Below are 20486 nucleotides of genomic sequence, written 5' to 3'. Positions count from 1 at the left end.
ACAACTTGTTTAAATTTAGGTTAATAAAAGGTTATGTAATTTCAGCAACTACCTTATATACCTTTAAACTACAGTAGATTGCGCAAAATACCGTATTTATACTTAATAAAAGTTTTAAGTATCAAACAACACATAGATACATAACGAAACCAGCTCACTATGTTTACTTTTAAAAATCCCTTGAAAGCTGTACAGGAACTTAACGTACTTTTAAATGATTGCCGTCTAGTAGTCTGTTCGATCAATCCTGACGAATTTAGTTGACAAAGCTATCCTCTGTATTTGAATCAATTACCAATGACGCGTAATATCATGTCCGGTGAAAGACTTATCATTAAGAACGCAGGGGGCAGGGGGAAAGAGGGTTTTCCGGTTTCTGCATAGATGACGGAAATTATAACTAATTAACCGGACATGATATAACGCTTGACTTCCACATCTGCGTTAACAACTACAATGGCATGGTTAGCAATTTTGAGCATTTTGATGTTATTAATTTGATCCCCAAAGACCGCAATCTTACTCAACCCCTGGCACCAGTTACATAAGCAACTGTTAAAGGATGTTGAGGATGATTAAAAACTTGCTCTACAGTACCTGATTCAATCAGTTGCCCAATGCCGTCTTGTACCCAAAATAGAGCGACTCGATCTGCAATTCTCTTGGCTTGAGCCAGATTGTGAGTAACAATTAACAGAGTATAGCGCTGGCGCAAACTAATAATTAAATCTTCAACAACGTTACTGGAAATAGGGTCGAGGGCACTACAAGGTTCATCCAGTAGTAAGACTTCTGGCTGCAAAGCCAAAGCTCTAGCTATGCACAAACGTTGCTGCTGTCCACCAGAAAGAGCCAAAGCTGAAGATTGCAGTCGGTCTTTTACTTCTTGCCATAGCCCTACATCCTCGAGGCTGGTTTCGATAATTGTATCAATTTGGTGGCGATCGCGGATACCATGCTCTCGCAAAGGCAATTCCAGATTCTGGCATATTGAGAAAGGAAAGGGATTGGGTTTTTGAAAAATCATGCCGACTTGACGCCGTAAGGCGATGACATTAATTTTGGGATTTAGCACCTCTAAACTACCAATGCGGATTCTTCCCTGAACTCGACACTTGGGAATCATATCGCTGAGGCGGTTGAGACAACTGAGTAAGCTAGTTTTTCCACAACCAGAAGGCCCAACCAAAGCCAAAATTTCTCCCGCATTGACAGCTAAGTTGACATTAGCAAGTGCAGTTTTTTGTGCGTATTGCAGAGTTAAGTTCTCAATTTGAATCAACGGTTCAGTAACTGCCAAGATGTTCTCCTCTATATCCACCAATCCTCATCCCGAAATAACTCTGCTGTGTAACCAACGTCGTGCAATCCAAGCTGCTGTGCCATTAATCAACAACAGTAGTAATAGCAAAACCGATGCACTAGCATAAGCACTCTTATCTCCTCCTGAAACGTTCATTGATAGATCAAAAATATGAACCGAAAGGGTACGCCCAGAGTCGAGGAGTGATTGTGGCATTCTGTCTACGTAACCGCTAGTGAAAATTAAAGCCGCAGTTTCGGCGATAGCCCGACCAACACCAAGCACAAATCCCACTATTAAACCAGGAACAGCAGCAGGTAATAATATTTGAAATATTGTCGTTGTGCGTGAAAAGCCAAGGGCGGCGGCTCCTAATCTGTATTCATTGGGAACCGCTAAAAATCCTTCCTCTGTAGAACGAATCAAAATTGGTAGCACCATACACGCCAGTGTGAGTCCGCCTGAAAGAATGGAAAACCCCAATCCTAAAACTTTGCAAAACAAGACGTTACCAAACAACCCGAAGACAATCGAAGGTACACCAGCAAGTACATCTAAACTACGGCGCACTAATCTAGCAAACCAACTATCACTAGGAGTAAATTCTGCTAGTAAAACTGCTGTACCAACACCAACGGGTAGGCAAACCGTCATACATACACCAATAATTAAAACGGTGGAAACGAGAATACTGGCAATTCCACCTTCTCTACCCGCATTTTCTGGTTCACTAATCAGAAATTCCCAAGATAAATATCCCATACCGTGCCAGAGGATATCGCTGACTATCCATAAAAAGATGGCGGTAACGAGGGCGGCTGTTGCCCAAACTAAGCTTGTTGCTAGCCACTCTCTAGGAGCGAGACGATTGTCTTTGCTTTGTTGTATCTCTACCATTTGCCCTGACTGATAACTTCAGCGATCGCCACTAAGACCACAATCATTCCCATCAATATCAAACCACTGACAAAGAGCGCACTACGGTGATCCTCTGTGGCATACGCCATTTCTAAAGCAATATTGGCTGTGAGTGTGCGGATGGGGTCAAATAAGCTTTTTGGGGTCTGTACCACATTGCCGCATACCATCAAAATTGCCATTGTTTCACCAATGGCACGACCTGTCCCTAAAATTAAGCCTGTAAATAACCCTGATTTGGCTGATGCAAAAACTACTGTGCAGATTGTTGTCCAACGTGATAACCCCAGTGCAGCAGCACCTTGAATGTAAGCGGTGGGAACTTTTTCTAGGCTAGCATCGGCTATAAGGGCGACTGTTGGCAGAATCATCACCGCCAGAATTGCTATTCCTGCTAATAGGCTTGGCCCTGGTGGATGAATTTTTCCAATCAAAGGAACCAGCACGACTAATCCCCAAAAGCCATACACTACAGAAGGAATCCCCGCTAATAATTCAATCAGGCGGCGATAGAGTTGGGCTACCATTGGCGGCGCATAGAATTGGCAAAAGACAGCAGATAAAATGCCTATAGGAGTAGCAATTAGCACTGCACCGACCATTGCCAAGAGGGAACCCAGCAACATGGGTGAGAGATTATATAAACCTGCTGTGGGGTTCCAAGAAGAGTCGGTAAAAAAGCGGGATATCTCTATATGACTGAAGATTGGTAAGGATTCGGAAAGTAGAAAAACAACAATTAAAAGTGCGATTGCTCCGGCGATTGTTGCTAACCCTCGTAGTATCCAAATTAACCAAAAATCATTTGGCGATGGAGACAAAGTTCTGCTTTTTAACAATGTCACTTACCTGCTGCGATTGTGCAAAATCAATAAATTCTTTAGCCAGTCCTTGGGGTTCGGTTTTTGTAACCAAGTTAAGCGGTCGAGAAATAGGAAAGCTCCCGTTTTGTACATTAGCTGTTGTTGCTGCTACACCGTTTACAGCTAGCAATTTGATTGGTACTTTATTGGCGGCGCTATTTTCTGCCGAGCCAATGGAAACATAGCCAATAGCATTCGGGTTTCCGGCTACAGTCTTAATTCCTTGCTCATTATCACCAATCACTACTTGTGCTTTGATGTCAGTATTTTTTAGCTTGAAGTAGTGGGTAAACAATTCCAGGGTAGAACGTCCTTCGGCTTTATTAACAACTGTAATTGCCCCATCTTTACCCCCTACCTGTTTCCAGTTATTCACCTTGCCTGTGTAAATATCTACAATTTGCTTGTCAGTTAGGGATGGCACGGGATTTTCCTGATGGATAATCATAGTTACTCCATCACGAGCGATGGAAAAGGCTTTTAAATCTTTTTCGTCGGGCTTTAAGGCACGGGAAACCATGCCAACATTGGCTACACCTTGACGAGCATCTGCAATACCGCGAGAAGAACCCCCTGATTGCACATCAACTCGCACACCGGAATGTTGCGATTCAAACTTTTTGCCAATTTCTGCTGCTAATGGTGCAACTGTACTTGAACCAGTAAGTACCAATTTTCCTTGTAGCTTATTTGGATCGTTTGTGACTGCTTGCGGAGGTTGAGAACAACCTTGCAACCAAATGCTCGTCACTAATCCTATTGCGATCGCCGAAATTTGGGAATGTTTCATCTTCTACCTTTAGATATTCCAGGTTTTAGTTGAACGAGAGAACACAACAACCAAAGTTTAAAGCCTTGCCTGTAGCTACTTCGACTTGAGGGGCAAGACGATAGAGAAATGCTTTGCCATCTCGCTCTCGCACAACTAATTTGGCTCGACGCAAAACCTGCAAATGATGAGAGAGGAGACTTTGCTCCAAATGCAAAATCGCATTCATCTCTCCGACTCGCTTCGGACTGTCAATCAATAGTTGTAAAACTCCTAAACGGGTTTCATCTGCCAGTACCTTAAGCTTGTCTACACAATCGATGCTTAAATTTGTATTATTTTGCATTGCCCTGAAAACGATAAGTTTTCCCGATCATGGTATAAATAGCAACAATTACAGAGTTGACAATTAAAATTTATTTGCACTTTTTAATAAACGAGTGTTCATATGAAATTGTATTCATGCTTAGTGTCTCATATTTGGTAACTCTCCGGTTCAACAGTTCTATACTTGCTTTTTACTCTTGTTCTGCACAGATCCGTAAGCGTGTAGGTTTAATCTTTCAAGACTTTCATCTGTTCCCTGGTACCGTCTATGACAACATTGCATTGGGTAACTCGACCATCACGCCAGAAGATGCCCGACATGCCGCCGAACTGATACAGACCCTAGATTTCATCGAGAGCTTGCCACTAGGCTTTGATACGGTACTGGAAGACCGCGGCCAAAATCTATCGCAAGGTCAACGCCAGTTGTTAGCGTTTATGCGTGTCATTGCCTTGAACCCCGAAATCTTGATTTTGGATGAAGCCACTGCCAGTATTGACCCAGAAACTGAAGCTGCCATCCAAGCACTTCACCTTCAGTCCAGACAATCCACAGAGGGACTGATACTAATGGGATTAGTGTTGTTAGATGCGATCGCCTCCGGTCGGTCAGAGATCATCGCCTCCACCGAGGCGTAGCCCACCGCTACACTTGATGTTTGACAAGAGCATTCTCAGAAAAAAGGGTGTGGGGGGTAGGGTGTCGGGTGTAGGGAAGACGGCATTGCCAAGCTCTTGAATAATCTGGTTTTTAGCATCTGTGTTATTCCAGGCTTGTTCTAAGTTTTACAGCCTTTTCAGCGCAAAGGTGGGGATTTGCCAATACCAGAAGATTACTCAATCTTTATGGCAGTTGCAGATAAAATTGGTTTTGATAGTCGAGGTCGTCGTCTCTTTCGTTCAAGTACAAATGGGCAACAAACCCAAGAAATTGATAGTGATTTACCTCTGATTCTAGAAAAGTTCAAAAAGTTTCTTAAAGAGGTATGGCAAAATAATGTTGAGAAATAGCACTTGCTGTCTATTAGCGCCGTCAAAGTTACCTATGCAAGTTGTATATGGGGAAAATCAGGACGTATCTCATGAATTTGCAGACTTACTTTAACTACTATAGAATTCCTATTTAATTTTTGAAAAACTGAGAAAATCGAAGCCTTGCATAATAGAGATTAAAACCTCAGTATACTTAGTAATATTTAAGTTGGATTCCTCTAGCTATTTTCTAATCTAGAACTTAAAATAGTCGTTAATACTGTTTGCGGGACTTTGGTGCGACTTCCGAACCTAGCATCTGAAGCTATCCTAGCTTGTCGTGTCGTCATTCCCCGAACAGTACCCCCAAAGAAAAGGGTGTTGGGGATAGGGGGTAGGGTGTAGGGGAAGAAGTGATGCAATATTCTTCACGAATGGCACGCTTGATAAGCGTAAATTCCTGGTATTACTGGATAAAAGGGTGTAGGGTGTGGGGAAGTAAGAATGTGTTGAACTGCTTGACGTACTTGCATTCAATTGTCTTAAACCCTACACCCAACCCCCCATACCCTACACCCTACACCCTACACCCTACACCCAACCCCCTACACCCTGTTTTCGATCAACAATGGACATTAATCGGGCTAACCAACATCAGCAGGTGGCAAGGGAAGATTTAGTCATGTTTATTAATGCCTGCCTCTCCTGCACAGGACAGCGTGAGTTCTATGGTGATGGTTACGGGCAGCGCGTATCTATTGACTTTTTGCACGACTATATTTTAGGTAATTACCGCTTACTCTATACCCGGACATTGGCAGCAGGGATTAACCACTTCAACCAAGCGCAGATTATCCTCAAATTACTAGCAACAGGAAAACACACACCCCCTGAACATCGACAAGAAGAAGGTGCATTAATTGCCGCAGCATTAACAGCCTTACCACCACAACGAGGTTGGGAAGTATTGCAACAATTACGGAAAAGAAGTATTAATAATCGTCGTAGCAGAGCGATCGCTCGTGATTATCTCCAGCAAAAACGTGACATCAACTTTGATGCTGTGAAGTATCGCTCCAAATTTCGAGCGATCGCCTCCCATGCTCACCTCACCTTACCAGGGGAATTAGGTAATTTTCTCTTTGGTAAATGGAAACAGCAAGTTTATCAAACAGAGCTATTCGAGACATTTCGCCAAGCACACTATAGCGCTCAAGCAGTTTATCAACTACCCTTTACAGTTGCCGAAGGTTTAGCAGCAAAACATGGAATTAAACGAGAGGTCTTTTTATCCCGTATTCAAGAACAAATGACCTTGAATGAAAAATTGCGATTTCAAAGTTCAGCCAACCGCACAGAAGTAGAAATCGACATTAATTTAGGTCGTCTCCCCCTAACTCGTTTGGCGCTGTATATCTTATCTTTGCCATTGGAGACTCGCAAACAGCAGTGGGATATCTTAAACCAAGCATTAGAGAAATCTGCTGCCTTCACATTAAGAAAATCACCTCTAAAACTAGGACGAGTAGCCGCAGTTCTAGATTGCAGCTACTCCAGTTCCGGTTCAGCCGAAAAACATCGTCGTCCTCTAGGGGTAGCCTTAGCTACTCATTACTTACTAAAAGCAGCATCCCAGGAATATCAAGCTTTTTGGACAGCATCAACCAACGATCCACTGCTGATTCTACCTCGTGGACAAACAGACCTCGCTACTCCCTTACTGGATGCTTTGGACTGGGGCGCAGATCTAGTAGTAATTGTAACCGATGGTTGGGAAAACGATCCCCCCAGTGGAGCATCAGAAATTCTACGTGTATATCGTCATCATTTAGACCCAAAACAAAAAACTTCCATTATTCATTGCAACCCTGTTTACAACGCCGATGACTTTTCTTTACACCCCCTGAGTCCCGCAATTCCCACAGTAGGATTACGAGATGCAGAAGATTTACCTACGATGTTGGGCTTTGCCCGGTTTGCTGAAGGTTCTGCATCTTTAGCCGAACTAGAATCATATTTAGCAGAGCGAGTTAAGCAAATGTTAAGGGTGTAGGGTGTGGGGTGTTGGGTGTTGGGTGTAGTGTTTAAGACAATTGAATGCGAGTACGTCAAGCAGTTCAACACATTTTTAATTCCCCCCACACCCAACACCCTACCCCCAACACCCTGCTAGCAAGAAAATTTATTTACTTTCAAGAGCATGAATTAAACCTAGTAAGAGTTTACCAACTAATTCACATTGATTAAGAATACTATTGGTAGTCTCAGAAGAAGCTAGTTCAATTCTTTGAGAGATTAACCAATGAGTCTCTAACTCTTTGAGAGAACCTTGCGATATATATAAAAAATGGATATATTCTCCCCTGGATTTGCGTCCATACCCTTCAGCAATATTCGCTGCTATAGACACAGAAGCTCGACGAATCTGTGAAGTCATTCCATAAAGTTCTTCTTTGGGAAAAGTTTTGGTAAGACGATAGCAAATTTCAGCTAGATTTACCGCCTCCTGCCAAACTTTTAAGTCTTGGTAAGATTGAATTTTGGAATTTCCCATAACTTATATATTAACTTACCCTACACCCCACACCCTACACCCCACACCCCACACCCTACACCCCACACCCTACACCCCACACCCTACACCCCACACCCTATCCTATGGCATCCAAAAGCAATCTGTTAACAGACATATCACTCAAAGGATTAGAAATTGCTCCTTCTCAAATACGGGGAGCAGTGCGGATTGTGCCATTATTGCGCCATCAAGTACGTAACGACTTGCGCTTGCTGTGTCGTAGCTACGATGAAGATTTAGCAGTTGTTTCTTTAGCAGGAGAAATGACAGCACCAGGAATGAAATATTTTTCCTATGTTCCTCACGGGCTAGTGTTGTCCTGGACTAATGACGGCAGTCCTGTGGGGGCTTTTGGGGGACAGCTTTTTAAAACAGATGGTAAACAGCTAAACTATGGTTGCGCCAGTGTCCGGTTAATGCACCGGATGGTGAAGCGGGAATCTACTAATCAACTGAGATTTTTGCCACTGCACCTGGCAATGGAAGGCTTTTTATCAATGTTCTTTTCTGGCCCTGATATTGCCTGGAGTGAATATTCTAAGTATGCCCTTTCTCATGGGCTGGGTAGCCGAATGGAAAGCTCTTTTAGTGGACGTTACATTGCTGGACTAGAAGATGCTTTGCGGGTATTTGAAATTCACTCTCGACAGGTTGGGGTATTGGTATTTGTTGCCGAAGCATTAGCATCAGCTTTTGTAGTACCTACACCAGAGGACTATCGACTTCTGCACAATAGCTTGTTAGAAGATTTCTATGGTGAGTTATTGTACCAATACGCGTTGCTGCACGATACAACTTTTCCCATGAGTGTATCTTTAGATGAGTCAAAAATTAATGATTTAACAGCCTTGAGAGCAGCAGTACAAAATATGCGTTCAGATTGGGCATCGTTTCAGGGTTTCATGGCAGAGGGACTGTTAAGACGCAAGTTAATTTCCCAAAAAGTCTATACTGCTGGTTCGTTCATGTTACAACGATTTATTACTGACCTCAACCCCAGCGAAGAAAATCATATTGGGGAAGCGATTATTCGAGAGAATGGTGAATTGGAGTATTTGAAGACTTATCGCTTATCAGGTATGCAGACTCGCCGAGTTTATTTGCTGAGTCAGTTAGCGAACCATAATTGGAATTTGGATGCTACAGCTAGTAAATTGGGCAATACACGAGAGGAACTTGTGCTGCGTTTAGAGAAGGTGGGTTTTGGTTATTTGCTTAATGCAGAAGTACGACAAGCGGCATTGAAAAAAGTTAAGGGTAAAAGGTGATATTGTCTTGCTAAAATTCAGCATTATTTTTTTACAAATTAATTTCAATACATTCGTCAATTTCCGAAAAAGTAAGCTGTTGTGCGTATAATTTGGACTTTTTCGGGTCTGCCACCATTGGTAACTCTGTAATGCTCTGGAAAATTACAGATGCGACAGCTTATAACACTGAGTCAAACAGGGTGAATACAAATCCTAAATGATTCATGAGAAAACACTATATTCATGCAGCTTTGGAAAGTCAAAAATTTGACAATCAATCGCTAACTCAAATAACCCTTTGACCACAGAGAACGAATGGCAAAAAAGTAAACTTCTCGAATCAATAGACCTCTTGCAAAAGTCCTAAATGCGTGGGACAAGTAGGTTAGAGTTGGGTAGCATCTATGACCTACGAACAAGTAAAGAGCCTGAAGTCAGAGGACTTTAAACGCTTGTGTGGTGTACGTCCAGATACTTTTAACGAGATGGTAGAGGTAGTGCGATCGCACAGCCAGCCAAAACAGAAAACAGGGCGGTCGGGTAAATTAAGCTTAGAAGACCAATTGTTGATGACATTGGAATACTGGAGAGAGTACCGTACCTACTTTTATATAAGCCTAAAAGGAGAGAGATTTAGAGAGAGGTTTTCCAGATACCGTGAAAAGTCAGAACTACTGCCCCCTGCCCCCTGCCTCACTTCGGCTACGCTCAGTGACCACCTGCCTCCTGCCCCCTGCCTCACTTCGGCTACGCTCAGTGACCACCTGCCCCCTTCAAAAGTCCCTAAGCTCGTCTCGCCAAGTTTGCCACGATCCATGCCAATTGAACAGGTTCAACGGGTTTAGCAACGTGTACTTGAAAGCCAGCTTCGATCGCTTTGTGTCGTTGTGCCTCACTTGCGTAGGCAGTAAGGGCAACGGCTGGAATTTGCCCGCCTGCTTCGGCACTGAGCGATCGCACTTGCCGAATCAGCCAGTAACCGTCGTCTTCGGGCATCCCAATATCGCTAATCAGCACATTGAATCGATTGGGGTTTTCGCAAAGAGCGGATAAGGCTGCTCTAGCCGATGCGGCGGTTAGCACTTGGGCCCCATAGCTTTCCAGCACAAATCTGAACAGATCGCAGGTATCAACTTCATCGTCTACGGCTAAAACGCACAATCCTGTTAAAACAGGCACAGGTGCAGCCGAAGTATTGACCGCTTCTATCAATGTCATCGGCTCTACATCACTCGCTGATGTCACCTCTGAGGTCAGATTCCGTAGCGGCAGCCGAACGGTGAATGTCGCGCCTTGCCCCTCACCTAGACTTTCCGCCTGCACCGTGCCGCCGTGCAGTTCGATCAGATGACGCACGATCGCTAGCCCCAATCCCAGCCCAGCTTTTGCCTTGGTGGTGCTGGAGTCTCCTTGACGAAACCGCTCGAAAATGTGCGGCAACAAGTCCGCCTTAATTCCTTGTCCGGTGTCACTGACTTGAATTTGAGCCTGAGTCCCGATCGACTCAAGCACAATTTCGACTCGTCCACCTGACGGCGTGAACTTGATGGCGTTGGAGAGCAGATTATACAAGACTTGCTGTAAACGATCGATATCCCCAATGACCATTGCAGGATTCAAGTGTGAAACAAGTTGAATGTTCTTGGCTTCGGCTGAGAGTTGAATAGATTCGAGCGACGATCGAATCACCACGCCTAAATCAATCAGACGGCTGTTGAGAAGCAGCTTACCGCTGGTGATGCGGGAAATGTCGAGAATATCTTCAATCAGTTGAGATTGCAATTTTGCACTGCGCTCGATGACTTCTAGGGCATGAGTGACCATCGCTGCATTCAGGCTGCGCGTGCGAAGCATTTTTGCCCAACCCAGCATGGTGTTGAGCGGGTTTCGGAGTTCATGGGAGAGGTTCGAGACAAATTCATCTTTGGCTCGGTTGGCGGCTTCTGCCTGCTGACGGGCGACTTGCTCTTGTAATAGCTGCGCTCGCTCCAGTTCAAACTGCTTGCGATTGGTGATGTCTGAGATCGCCAGCAAAATCATGTCCGTCTGGTCGTCTCGTTGCAGCTTGCAGGCATTGAGCAGCATGGTTTTTTGCCCAATCCGTTCAAAATAATGCTCTATCTCAAAATTTTGAACTTGATGATCGTTGATTAACACGTCTTCTAGAATCGATCGCAGTTCGGGAATATTCCACTGCTGATTGCCTAGCTCAAACAAGAAGGCTCGCTCGGTTTCAGCTTGAGTAACCTGAAACATTTTGTAGAACGCTTGATTGGCCGTGTTCACCCGCAGATCGGAGTGTAACACGAGTAGCGGGATCTGCACGGTTTCGACGATCGCTTCTGCATAGTTACGAGCAATTTCTAACACTTCGGCATGGCATTTGAGCGCGTTGATGTCGAGGAAAACCATAGTTACCCCGTCAATTTGATTTTCCGTCGTGCGATAAGGGCGAATGCGGAGTGCATACCAGTAGCCTGCTTGAGTTTGGATATCCTGTTCTTTGGTGTTGAGCGTCTCCAGTACCTCTAAGGTCATCGCTTCTAAATGAGAAACGTCAAAATCAGTGCGGAGGTCGTGAAACGGTCGGCCGACATCGGCAACAATGAAATTGAACAAACGCTGTGCGGCAGGTGTAAAGCGGCGAATTCTCAAATCATTGGTCAGCATTAAAATGGGGACGTTGATGCTCTCAATGAAGTTGTTCAGGTCGCTATTGTCTCGGTTTTGTTGCAGATTGCGGCTACGAAGTTCGTCGTTTGTTGTGGAAAGTTCTTCGTTAGTGGCTTGAATTTCTTCTTTCGCCGTTTGAAGTTCTTCGTTCGTGCTTTGCAACTCCTCGTTGCTCGACAGGATTTCTTCGTTCGCTACGCGCAGGCTTTGGTTGAGATAGTTCTGTTCTTGAATGACCGCTTGCAGATGGGCTTGCGCCGAAAGTTCGCGTTGCGTTGCGGCGGCTAGCGACTGCCTAAGCTGCATCACTTCACGCTCTAAGTCTTCTAGCTCTCGCCCCTCAGTGAGGGTGGAAGTGAGGGGAGTAGCCAAAGGTAAAACCGCTTCAAAAATCACTAGAAAATAAGCCGCGTTTGCCGTTGTCGGCTGAAACGGCATCACTTCCAGATTGAGAAACGTGGATTGCTCACCTGATTTAATCTCAATTCGTTCTTGTCGAACCGAAACGTTTTGCGTTTGAGCTTGATAAATTGCCGTCCGCAGCGCGATCGCCAATCCTTCTCGCGCCATCAGCAGCAAGTTTAAGTCGATACTGCCAGGGGTCAGTTTCAGGTAGCGATCGGTGTCTCCACGCATAGACAAAATCTGCATTTGGTCGTTAACAACAACAGAGACAGGCGCATAGCGATTTGAAATCAGCCGATCGATTTCTCGTGCCAGATCCAACGTACTGGCGATGGTTTCAGTGACGCGATCCTGATGAGCGACGCTGACAAACGGCAAAGGAGGAGTCGTAAACGAAAACAGCGATCGCGTCGAAGTCAGCTTCTTTCCATAAATCTTCGCCGCTTCATCTACAGAAGTAAACAATTCTGAGGAAGTTTTGACGCTCTCTGAAGTACCCAAGACCAGAAAGCCCGTTGGGTTGAGGCTGTAGTGAAACAGCGACATGATTCGCTCTTGCAAGGGATCGGATAGATAGATCAGCACGTTCCGGCAGCTAATCAGATCGAGATTCGAGAAAGGCGGGTCGCCGCCTAAGTTGTGACGAGCAAACACACACAGTTCGCGAATCGCGCTGCTGATTTGATAGCCCCCGCTTTCCAGGGGTACAAAGAAGCGATCGCGGCGCTCTAGGGAAACGCCCTCCATTTGGCTGTCTAAGTAGAAGCCGGCTCTAGCTTTGTTGATGGCGGCTTTGCTAATATCGGTAGCAAAAATCTGAATCGGCGGCACGGTGGCGCGATCGCTAAAAAACTCTAACAGGCAGATGCCGAGGGAGTAAACTTCTTCTCCGGTTGAGCAGCCTGCCACCCAAACCCGAATCGGTCTTGCTGCGGTTTTGTTTTGGCTAATCGCCGGAAAAACCTGCGCTTTTAACTGCTCAAACGTTTCCGGGTCACGAAAGAAACTAGTGACGTGAATCAGAATTTCTTCATACAGTGCTTGCACTTCAGCCGGATGTGCTTGTAGATACCAAGCGTAGTCTTCTAAGGTTTCTAGCTTATAGAGCAGCATCCGTCGCTGCATTCGACGATCGATCGTACTGGGCTTATAAGCGGTGAAGTCAACGCCCGTCGTTGTTCGCAGCAGGGCAAAAATTCGGGTCAGCGCATTGCCTGGTTCGGACAACTTCTCTATAACTTGCAGTGGCTCTGAGTATAACAAAAAGAGGCTGCGACTGAGGGCAGCTATTTGTTTAGCGATCGCTTTTGGCGGCAGCACAAAATCAACGTTCCCAGTTGCCACAGCAGTACTCGGCATACTGTCAAATCTTGCCGTGTCTTCACACTGAGCAAACGTCACCCCACCAGCTACTTTGATCGCTTTCAACCCCTGAGAACCGTCTCCATCCATACCCGATAGCACGATGGCGATCGCTTTGCTGCCGCAATTGGCTGCCAATGATTTAAAAAACGCATCCCCCGGCAGATATTTGCCGTCAATCTTCTGACGCGAAGCCAAGTGCAGCATACCATCGACAATCGTCATCTCAGTATTAGGTGGAATCACATACACTTCGTTTGGCTCGACCATCATTCGGTCTTGCACCTGCTGCACTGGCATGGTAGTGACTTTGCCTAGAATTTCAGACAGCAAGCTTTTGTGGTCAGGAGATAAGTGCTGAATTAGCACAAACGCCATGCCCGTATCCGTGGGCAAGTGAGCAATGAGTTCTGTAAATGCCTCTAATCCCCCAGCAGAAGCAGCGATGCCAACAATCGGAAAGGGAGCATCGGTTTTAGGGAATTGCTCTGGATCGATCGGTTCACCTGGAGGCAGTGCAAATGAATTTTCTCTGGGGGGGGGAAATTCATGGATAGAAAGCAGAGATCCTTTTATTAACGGGGTTTTGAGCATTTTTTGCCAAAATAATTGGCGCAAACTCAGGGCAATGTGCTAAGTCAGCCTCATCCTATCGCACTGGGTCAGTCATAATCTTCCCCCCAAAGTAGGCAATCAAGAGCCAATTGCACGTTTAATTACCTGATTTTTCAATTGTCGAAAATACAAATAACACACAATAGCACTGCAATTCTAGTCCAGTGAGACTATTCCTTAGGACTCTTGCAAAAGTGCTTTTTGCAAGAGAGGGAAAAGGGTAAAGGGGAAGGGGACGATACAGAACTTTTTCCCCTTCCCCCCGCCCCTTATCCCGACTTATGCAAGAAGTCTAATCTTTTTGCTTGTAACCAAATGTCTTCTACAGGATTCTGTTGTGGAGCATTCGGGGCAAAACGCTCACAAGTTATCAACCATTGTTCTGTTTCTAATTCTGCATTGAGCGAGTCTAAATACTCTTTAATTTGCCCGGAACGGTGGTAACTAGCACCGTCCCAAATAATTAAAATTTTTGCACCTCTTCGTTGTGACTGAAGATATTCTAAAAAACCTATTGTCGTCTGAGAATTAGCTTTTTTTGCTTTGGAAATCAAAAATTCTTTTGTTTTATAGTCTAATGCCCCGAAATAAGTTTGTTTACAACGAGTGTTGGCTACAGCAACTGATACTCGTTCGCTCGTTTTGCCCCAAACATAACCGTTTACGTCTCCCCATAACAAGTCCCTTAATTCTGTAGCAACAATCGTTCATCAGTATCCAAGGTTGCTAGGGGATTTTCTATATCTATCCATGAAACCTGTTCTTCTAGCTTGTCACAACAAGAACGTACTAAACGCAAACCGACATCTAACGAAAGTTGAGTATTTGTTGGGGTAAACTCTTGCAAGATGCTGGCTTCTATCGTCTGATACCGATCGAGGTGCCTGCTGAGTTTTAGGAGAAAATTTGCTCCTTCACCACCATCTTTGATAGCAAACTGCAAAATGGAATCGACGTAAGCTCTAACTTTGGGGTTTTTAATTCCCTCGGTAGCTGATGTATAGAGCAATTCCCCATTAAGATATTCAAAATCTGGTACATACAGGCGATCGCCAACTAGTTCAAATATCTGCATCCCTTGAGCTGGTCTGACTGTTAACTTTTCGCACCTGACTCGATGAGCCGCTTTTTCAAGCAATGTAATCACTGCTAATATTATTGATGGATAGTTACTATCTATACATCTTATTTCTACCGTGCCGAGTTTGTTGAGTCTAACTGGATTCCAAGCTGACTTGAGTAAGTCCCCTCCGGCTTCTTTGAACAGATTCGGTTCAATTGAGGCTTTTTGCATTGCTTGTAACCAAGCATAGTAACGAGCAAATTGCTGTTCAACTAAACCTTCGACACTTTCGGCATAAGACATAAGGGAGCCAACAGGCTGTAAATGAGTGTAAACTCCTTCCCAACCAAAGATTTCGCTACCCCGATAACGAATTGTGTGCGCGGCTAGACCAATCGCTTGTCCCTCATAAAAGGGACACGCCCGCGTCAGGGAAATCAGTGCAGAGTCACAAGCTGTAGCTAAATTAAAGATATTTAATAGTTCTTCTCGCTCTGCCAATGTTGAGTTGTAGGATATTGCAACACGAGGGTCAATTACCCCAGGCGGAACTTCTAAATGCAGATGCGTACCTGTACATTTTCCGGCGTGTAAAAATTGTTCATAGCCTACAGTCCGCGCTTGGATATGGTAATTAGGCTGATCCCGCATAACTGGCATAGTATGCAAAGGATAGCTAGACAAAGGATAAAGGCGTAAACCAATCTGTTGCGCTGCACAGAGTGCTAATTTGAGATTTGTAAGATAAACTCTTCCTAATTCTTTGGCAGTGTCCGCAGGCGGCGTGTTAATTTCTACCATACTTTTGACGAACTCTGCCACAAAGTATTTTGGGTTTAAACCTTGTGCTTGAGCCATTAACTGGCAACTTGTTAAAAACTCATCGGCGCGATCGCTCAAATGACCAGCTTCATCTACCAGAAAAAATTCTTGCTCAAGACCAATACGACGCTTTACTAGATCCATTTAGACCTCCGTAAGAGTAATCCCGCCACAGCCCCAATACTTTATATGTAGCTTAAAGGATAAAGTGACGAATAGTACGTTTGTAAAGCTGAAACACAAGAGGATTAAGCAGTACTGTCACTAGCAGGCGCAGCGATGGCGATTACGCGATCGCAAAGGATACTGAACAAAAGCGGCGATCGCACATTGAGGTGAAAGATTTCTTCGTCAACGCCACTGCCTTGCCATTCAGTTAAATGCTGGTTTTATGAACTAATTGTAGCCATATTCCCTCTATATTCTAGAAACATTGGAACGATGTTTCTGTGCAAGTTTTTTGAGTTGTGTAAGCAAAAGATAGTATGCTAATAACAAGCAACTAACCATTCTGTTCGGTTGAGATAGTCAAGCGATCGCTTTTTTCCCAGCGATCGCTTTTAATTTTTCACTAATTGGCACAATTGACCGTAAAGCTTATACCTTCTGACCGCTTACTGCTATTGGGGTTTATCCTTAGAAGACTCATTTATTTTGATTTGAGTATTTGTGGCGGGTTTAGTAATGCTTGCTTTTTGATTTCGATAATCTTGCACGGTTAGAAGTTGCCAACTAGAATCTTGTGAAAGTTCCAAAACCCATTGATGATAATCATATAGACTTTCTCTATGCCCAACACTGATAAACGTTGTTTTTGTCTCTTGTAACTGTTGATACAAGTTTCCTTCGTTTTTCAAATCTAAAGCGCTGGTTGCTTCGTCTAATATAGTAAAGCTAGGACGGGTAACTAATAGTCTTGCAAAAGCTAGGCGTTGTTGTTCTCCCAGCGATAAGATATTTTCCCAAGGAACTTCTGTATCAAAGTTGTCCACTCGACTAAGCAAGTTTTGCAAGTTAACTTGTTGCAATACTTCTTTGAGTTCTGCGTCGGTCATCTGGTGGTTTGTATTCGGATAGAGTAACTGTTCGCGCAAAGTTCCCAAGATGATGTAAGGACGTTGAGGCAAAAACAACAATTCTTTTAGGGGAGGTCGCACCAGACGACCGGTTCCTGCGTTCCACAAACCAGCGATCGCTCTTAACAGAGAACTTTTACCTCGACCACTAGGGCCAACAATTAATAAACCTTCTCCTGCTTGAACAGTCAGCGACAAATCTTCGACAATCACCTGTTCGTAATCCGGTGTTTGTAAAGTGACATCATCAAAAGCGAGATGATTTTCTTCGATTGTTTTGATGGTACTGACATTTTCTGGTTGTTTAGTTACTGTTTCTAAAGCATCTGAAAAATCAGCTAAACGCTCAACATAACTGGAAAATCGTCCAGAAGTTCCAAATTCATCTATTAATGTTGCCAGCCCATTAGCAAACATACTGCAAGCTACAACTGCTTGGCTAACTTGTCCGAAATCAATTTCACCTCGAATATATACAGGTGCAAATATTAAATAAGGAAATATTTGGATAATAGACCGATATCCTCTGTTAAAAATGTCTTTATTTCTTTCCCAATCAATCTTACTTTCAGAATTTTTAAAAAGATGATTAAATCTCCGCTGAATGATATTTAATTCTTGGTTTTCTCCCCGGAAAAAAGCTATCGATTCAGCATGGTTACGAACATGAGTTAAGCTATATGTATAATCAGCTTTAGATTCAAGTTCTTCTTGAGTAATCTTATCTAATTCTTGACTCAAATAAACAGCAATCAAATTGCCTATAATCGTATAAGTAAGCAGAAATGCTACAGCAAATTGGGAAATTGACCAAAGAATTATTAAAAAAGTCGTCATTTCCAGGATTTTTTCAAACAAAGTAGCTGAAAAATTTAGAGCAGTCCTGGCAATAGGTTCGATTTCTTGGGATAGACGTTGATCTGGGTTATCGATATCGGAGCTAAAATTGATTTTATAATAAGCGCGATCGCTAAAATATTTTTCTAAAATCTGCTGATTCAGCCATTGATACCAATCAAGGGCAATTTTTTTTCTGACAAATTTAGTCAATCCTGTCAAGAACGTGATTAAGAGCAGCCCAAGACCGTAAAGTGATAACGTACTAAAAAACTTAGAAGTATCTTTATCTTGAATAATGACATCGATTAAATAGCGATCGACGAAGCTATTAAAGGCAGTTACGCCCACAAGTCCAATTATTAATAAGATTAGGAGAACGAGCATTCCCCATGCCTGAATCACATCTGAAAATGCTCTTCCGTTGAGATTTGTGGGATACCAGTAAGGCCCGGCGATCGCTTTGACATTTTCCCAAAATCGAGTAAAACCGGAAGAAGTATTTGTTAATGATTGATTTTGAATAACTTGGGTTGACATGTTTTATCAATAAACGGAAATCTTGTTTGAGTGAATAAGGCAGGAGGCTGCAATCAGTGTAGGCTCTAAACTTACATTGATTGCAGATGGGGCTTAAATCCTTGCTTGCAAGCGATCGTGGCAAGCTATACAAGGACAGTATTCCTTCTGCCTTCCTTGTTAAACTTAGTAATTTTTAGTGCTGAGTAATAAGTGAAGTTTATCACTCATGACTCAGCACTTGGAACTATTTTTCCATTTAGATTACGGCAGTTTGCAAGTAATACCATTACAAGTTTTGAAACTTGTTCCAAACTTCAGGATTGACGATGTGAAGCGGCTTTTCACCTTGAAGCACTTGAAGTATTTGATTAGCTGCGGAAAGCGCAGCAGCCATACCAGCTTCAGGTGTAACTCCAGCTAGATGAGGTGAGTAAATTACATTGTCAAAGTTATATAAAGGATTATCTATAGATGGGGGTTCAGGCTCAAACACATCTAGTGCAGCTCCAGCTATCCATTTTTCGCGTAGAGCTACAACCAAATCTTTTTCACGAACTATCTTCCCACGAGAGGTATTGATCAAAAAAGCAGTAGATTTCATCTTCTTAAAAGCTTCCAGAGCAAACATTTCATGAGTTTCATCGGTTAGCTCAGGATGTAAAGATACAAAATCAGATTCAGCCAGAAGATAATCTAAATCTTTGACTAGAGTTGCACCTACTGTTTCGGCTTTATTGGATGGAACATAAGGATCGTAGGCTAAAACTCGCATTTGAAATGCTGTACTACAAATTTTAGCAACAGCACTACCAATTCTTCCCAAACCAACAATACCAAGTGTTTTTCCTTCTACTTGAATTGGTTGTATCTGATTACGAATTAAATAGTTTCCTGTTTTCACACACTGATTGAGGAAACTCAAATTTTTTGCAAGAGATAAAATCATGCAAATCGTGTGTTCTGTAACAGCAGTTGTTGACAACCCTGGGTTATTGACTACGACAATTCCCTGTTCTGTTGCAGCAGCAATATCGATGGCATCAGTTCCAAATCCAGATGTACTGATGACTTTTAATTTTTTTGCCAATTGAATTGATTGGGCATCTAATTTAGTAGGATAACGGACAAATACGCCAGATGCGTCTTGAATAGCATCATTGATTTTATTCTTAGTCGGTTCTTTGATAATTTCGATATTAGTGTGTTCCTCAAGGAGTTTTTCGCCTGTTTCGTCATACATTCTCCCGATTAAAAGAACTTTGTGAGTTTTAGTATTCGTTGCTGAAATTTGGGGGAAAATAGCTGTCATACAATTTCTCCTAGATTAAATTATTTCACACAAAAGAGTTTATGGGCGATGGATATAATTGTTGAGGTAGTTTCATACTTTCTAGAATTAAATTAGAATTATTAGAATTAGATACGGTTGGCTCTAATAGCTGAGACAAGTTTTGAGCAATGGTAATTAAAGGGTCGATCGCTTGAATAGAATCAATGCCATTTAACTTGAGATATTTGGCTAGAATATGAAATTCTGTACAACCAGAAATAAAGGAACGAGTCTTATATTTATTTAACAAGTTTTGAACGTCTTCAAGAATTGCTAGTGGGTTTTGTCCTCGTTTTAATACTTTAAAAATCATCTCATGAATCAAGCGATAATCTTTTTCATCTGGAGAAATAATTTTATTCGCAGCAGTACAACCTCGTTCAAACAATTTTTTTTTGTAAGTACCTGTACCTGCAAGTAAAAGGGCAGGCTCATCATGTTCTTGCAGTTGTTGGTCTGCAATTTTAATTAAGGAGATTACTTTATTAGTCTGATGCTCTGGAAGATGAGCCAAAGCATAATGAGCAGTACAACAACCAATCACTATGCGATCGACTAATTGATTAAGTTTTTCTAAATGTATTTGCACAAAATCAATGAATTCTCTTTCATTTCCGCTATGAACTGAAGTCGTGCGATCTGGTGCAGAGGGAAGTGAGAAAACAATAACGTTGGGTGCTTCTTGTTCGTTGTCGATATACTGGTTGTATTCATAAATGGTTTTAAGAAATTCAACAGTAATTACAGGCCCCATTCCGCCTAAAACTCCAAGAACTGGTAGTTTATTCATAAATATCCTCAAAA

The 20486-nt window shown here is 43.0% G+C and carries 17 protein-coding genes and 2 pseudogenes; 5 read left to right on the top strand and 14 right to left on the bottom strand.

The features are described from left to right. Positions 1–404: 404 nt before the first annotated feature. From RMY64_RS36825 to RMY64_RS13760, 6 genes are read right to left on the bottom strand one after another with little or no spacing between them, the layout of a single operon-like run. Positions 405–482, bottom strand: coding sequence for a hypothetical protein (locus RMY64_RS36825; RefSeq protein WP_416212146.1), 78 nt, complete (start codon positions 480–482; stop codon positions 405–407). A 41-nt stretch (positions 483–523) separates the two neighbouring features. Next, complete coding sequence (locus RMY64_RS13780) at positions 524–1300, bottom strand: phosphate ABC transporter ATP-binding protein (protein ID WP_322700309.1); 777 nt, start codon at positions 1298–1300, stop codon at positions 524–526. Positions 1301–1327: 27 nt separating this feature from the next. Beyond that, complete coding sequence (gene pstA, locus RMY64_RS13775; protein ID WP_322700308.1) at positions 1328–2200, bottom strand: phosphate ABC transporter permease PstA; 873 nt, start codon at positions 2198–2200, stop codon at positions 1328–1330. Further along, positions 2194–3066, bottom strand: a complete 873-nt coding sequence (pstC, locus tag RMY64_RS13770) for a phosphate ABC transporter permease subunit PstC (protein ID WP_322700307.1) — start codon at positions 3064–3066, stop codon at positions 2194–2196. The genes pstA and pstC overlap by 7 nt, the downstream gene beginning before the upstream one ends. Continuing rightward, entirely contained in the window at positions 3023–3874 is an 852-nt protein-coding gene (locus RMY64_RS13765; protein WP_322700306.1) for a phosphate ABC transporter substrate-binding protein, read from the bottom strand. The genes pstC and RMY64_RS13765 overlap by 44 nt, the downstream gene beginning before the upstream one ends. 25 nt (positions 3875–3899) lie before the next feature. Further along, entirely contained in the window at positions 3900–4199 is a 300-nt protein-coding gene (locus tag RMY64_RS13760; protein WP_322672366.1) for a metalloregulator ArsR/SmtB family transcription factor, read from the bottom strand. 116 nt (positions 4200–4315) lie between these two features. Between RMY64_RS13760 and RMY64_RS13755 the strand changes: the two genes are divergently transcribed. The 3 genes from RMY64_RS13755 (at position 4316) to RMY64_RS13745 (ending at position 7205) form a co-directional block, all read left to right on the top strand. Then, a complete protein-coding gene (locus tag RMY64_RS13755) occupies positions 4316–4819 on the top strand; it encodes an ATP-binding cassette domain-containing protein (RefSeq protein ID WP_322700305.1) in 504 nt (167 codons plus the stop codon). 177 nt (positions 4820–4996) lie between these two features. Further along, positions 4997–5191: a hypothetical protein gene (locus RMY64_RS13750; RefSeq protein WP_322700304.1), complete on the top strand. Its 195-nt coding sequence runs from the start codon at positions 4997–4999 to the stop codon at positions 5189–5191. 589 nt (positions 5192–5780) lie between these two features. Continuing rightward, positions 5781–7205 (top strand): hypothetical protein, encoded by a 1425-nt coding sequence (locus tag RMY64_RS13745; RefSeq protein WP_322700303.1) that lies wholly within the window; start codon positions 5781–5783, stop codon positions 7203–7205. Positions 7206–7334: 129 nt separating this feature from the next. Here the strand turns inward: RMY64_RS13745 and RMY64_RS13740 are convergent, their stop codons facing one another. Then, positions 7335–7706, bottom strand: a complete 372-nt coding sequence (locus RMY64_RS13740) for a four helix bundle protein (protein ID WP_322672371.1) — start codon at positions 7704–7706, stop codon at positions 7335–7337. Positions 7707–7810: 104 nt separating this feature from the next. Here RMY64_RS13740 and RMY64_RS13735 point away from each other — a divergent pair, with 104 nt between their 5' ends. Next, the gene (locus tag RMY64_RS13735) at positions 7811–8995 is read left to right on the top strand and encodes an ARPP-2 domain-containing protein (protein ID WP_322700302.1); all 1185 of its coding nucleotides are present in this window, start codon (positions 7811–7813) and stop codon (positions 8993–8995) included. A gap of 204 nt (positions 8996–9199) precedes the next feature. Here RMY64_RS13735 and RMY64_RS36820 read toward each other — a convergent pair. Beyond that, a pseudogene (locus RMY64_RS36820) lies at positions 9200–9321 on the bottom strand (IS630 family transposase); the annotation flags it as partial. Between the two features lie 225 nt (positions 9322–9546). Here RMY64_RS36820 and RMY64_RS36815 point away from each other — a divergent pair. Next, positions 9547–9822 carry a hypothetical protein gene (locus RMY64_RS36815; protein ID WP_416212145.1) on the top strand — a complete coding sequence of 92 codons (276 nt, stop codon included), beginning with the start codon at positions 9547–9549 and terminating at the stop codon, positions 9820–9822. Here the strand turns inward: RMY64_RS36815 and RMY64_RS13730 are convergent. From RMY64_RS13730 to RMY64_RS13705, 6 genes and pseudogenes are all read right to left on the bottom strand, one after another. Then, positions 9761–14011 carry a CheR family methyltransferase gene (locus RMY64_RS13730; RefSeq protein ID WP_322700301.1) on the bottom strand — a complete coding sequence of 1417 codons (4251 nt, stop codon included), beginning with the start codon at positions 14009–14011 and terminating at the stop codon, positions 9761–9763. The genes RMY64_RS36815 and RMY64_RS13730 overlap by 62 nt on opposite strands. A gap of 314 nt (positions 14012–14325) precedes the next feature. Next, positions 14326–14712, bottom strand: a pseudogene (locus tag RMY64_RS13725) (transposase); the annotation flags it as partial. A gap of 5 nt (positions 14713–14717) precedes the next feature. After that, positions 14718–16061, bottom strand: a complete 1344-nt coding sequence (locus RMY64_RS13720; protein ID WP_322700300.1) for a glutamate-cysteine ligase family protein — start codon at positions 16059–16061, stop codon at positions 14718–14720. A gap of 476 nt (positions 16062–16537) precedes the next feature. Then, positions 16538–18370 carry an ABC transporter ATP-binding protein/permease gene (locus RMY64_RS13715; RefSeq protein WP_322672377.1) on the bottom strand — a complete coding sequence of 611 codons (1833 nt, stop codon included), beginning with the start codon at positions 18368–18370 and terminating at the stop codon, positions 16538–16540. A 268-nt stretch (positions 18371–18638) separates the two neighbouring features. Continuing rightward, a complete protein-coding gene (locus RMY64_RS13710; protein WP_322700299.1) occupies positions 18639–19661 on the bottom strand; it encodes a hydroxyacid dehydrogenase in 1023 nt (340 codons plus the stop codon). Positions 19662–19686: 25 nt separating this feature from the next. Next, positions 19687–20472 (bottom strand): aspartate/glutamate racemase family protein, encoded by a 786-nt coding sequence (locus RMY64_RS13705; protein ID WP_322700298.1) that lies wholly within the window; start codon positions 20470–20472, stop codon positions 19687–19689. Positions 20473–20486 lie beyond the last annotated feature (14 nt).

This window comes from Nostoc sp. DedQUE08 (genome assembly GCF_034530895.1).
GTDB lineage: Bacteria > Cyanobacteriota > Cyanobacteriia > Cyanobacteriales > Nostocaceae > Nostoc.
This window is presented reverse-complemented; position numbering and strand designations above follow the sequence as displayed.

Coding starts and splice junctions, on each gene's coding strand:
- RMY64_RS36825 (WP_416212146.1), bottom strand. CDS start 482: ATGCTCAAAATTGCTAACCATGCCATTGTAGTTGTTAACGCAGATGTG.
- pstA (WP_322700308.1), bottom strand. CDS start 2,200: ATGGTAGAGATACAACAAAGCAAAGACAATCGTCTCGCTCCTAGAGAG.
- RMY64_RS13765 (WP_322700306.1), bottom strand. CDS start 3,874: ATGAAACATTCCCAAATTTCGGCGATCGCAATAGGATTAGTGACGAGC.
- RMY64_RS13760 (WP_322672366.1), bottom strand. CDS start 4,199: ATGCAAAATAATACAAATTTAAGCATCGATTGTGTAGACAAGCTTAAG.
- RMY64_RS13755 (WP_322700305.1), top strand. CDS start 4,316: ATGCTTAGTGTCTCATATTTGGTAACTCTCCGGTTCAACAGTTCTATA.
- RMY64_RS13745 (WP_322700303.1), top strand. CDS start 5,781: ATGGACATTAATCGGGCTAACCAACATCAGCAGGTGGCAAGGGAAGAT.
- RMY64_RS13740 (WP_322672371.1), bottom strand. CDS start 7,706: ATGGGAAATTCCAAAATTCAATCTTACCAAGACTTAAAAGTTTGGCAG.
- RMY64_RS13735 (WP_322700302.1), top strand. CDS start 7,811: ATGGCATCCAAAAGCAATCTGTTAACAGACATATCACTCAAAGGATTA.
- RMY64_RS36815 (WP_416212145.1), top strand. CDS start 9,547: ATGACATTGGAATACTGGAGAGAGTACCGTACCTACTTTTATATAAGC.
- RMY64_RS13730 (WP_322700301.1), bottom strand. CDS start 14,011: ATGCTCAAAACCCCGTTAATAAAAGGATCTCTGCTTTCTATCCATGAA.
- RMY64_RS13720 (WP_322700300.1), bottom strand. CDS start 16,061: ATGGATCTAGTAAAGCGTCGTATTGGTCTTGAGCAAGAATTTTTTCTG.
- RMY64_RS13715 (WP_322672377.1), bottom strand. CDS start 18,370: ATGTCAACCCAAGTTATTCAAAATCAATCATTAACAAATACTTCTTCC.
- RMY64_RS13710 (WP_322700299.1), bottom strand. CDS start 19,661: ATGACAGCTATTTTCCCCCAAATTTCAGCAACGAATACTAAAACTCAC.
- RMY64_RS13705 (WP_322700298.1), bottom strand. CDS start 20,472: ATGAATAAACTACCAGTTCTTGGAGTTTTAGGCGGAATGGGGCCTGTA.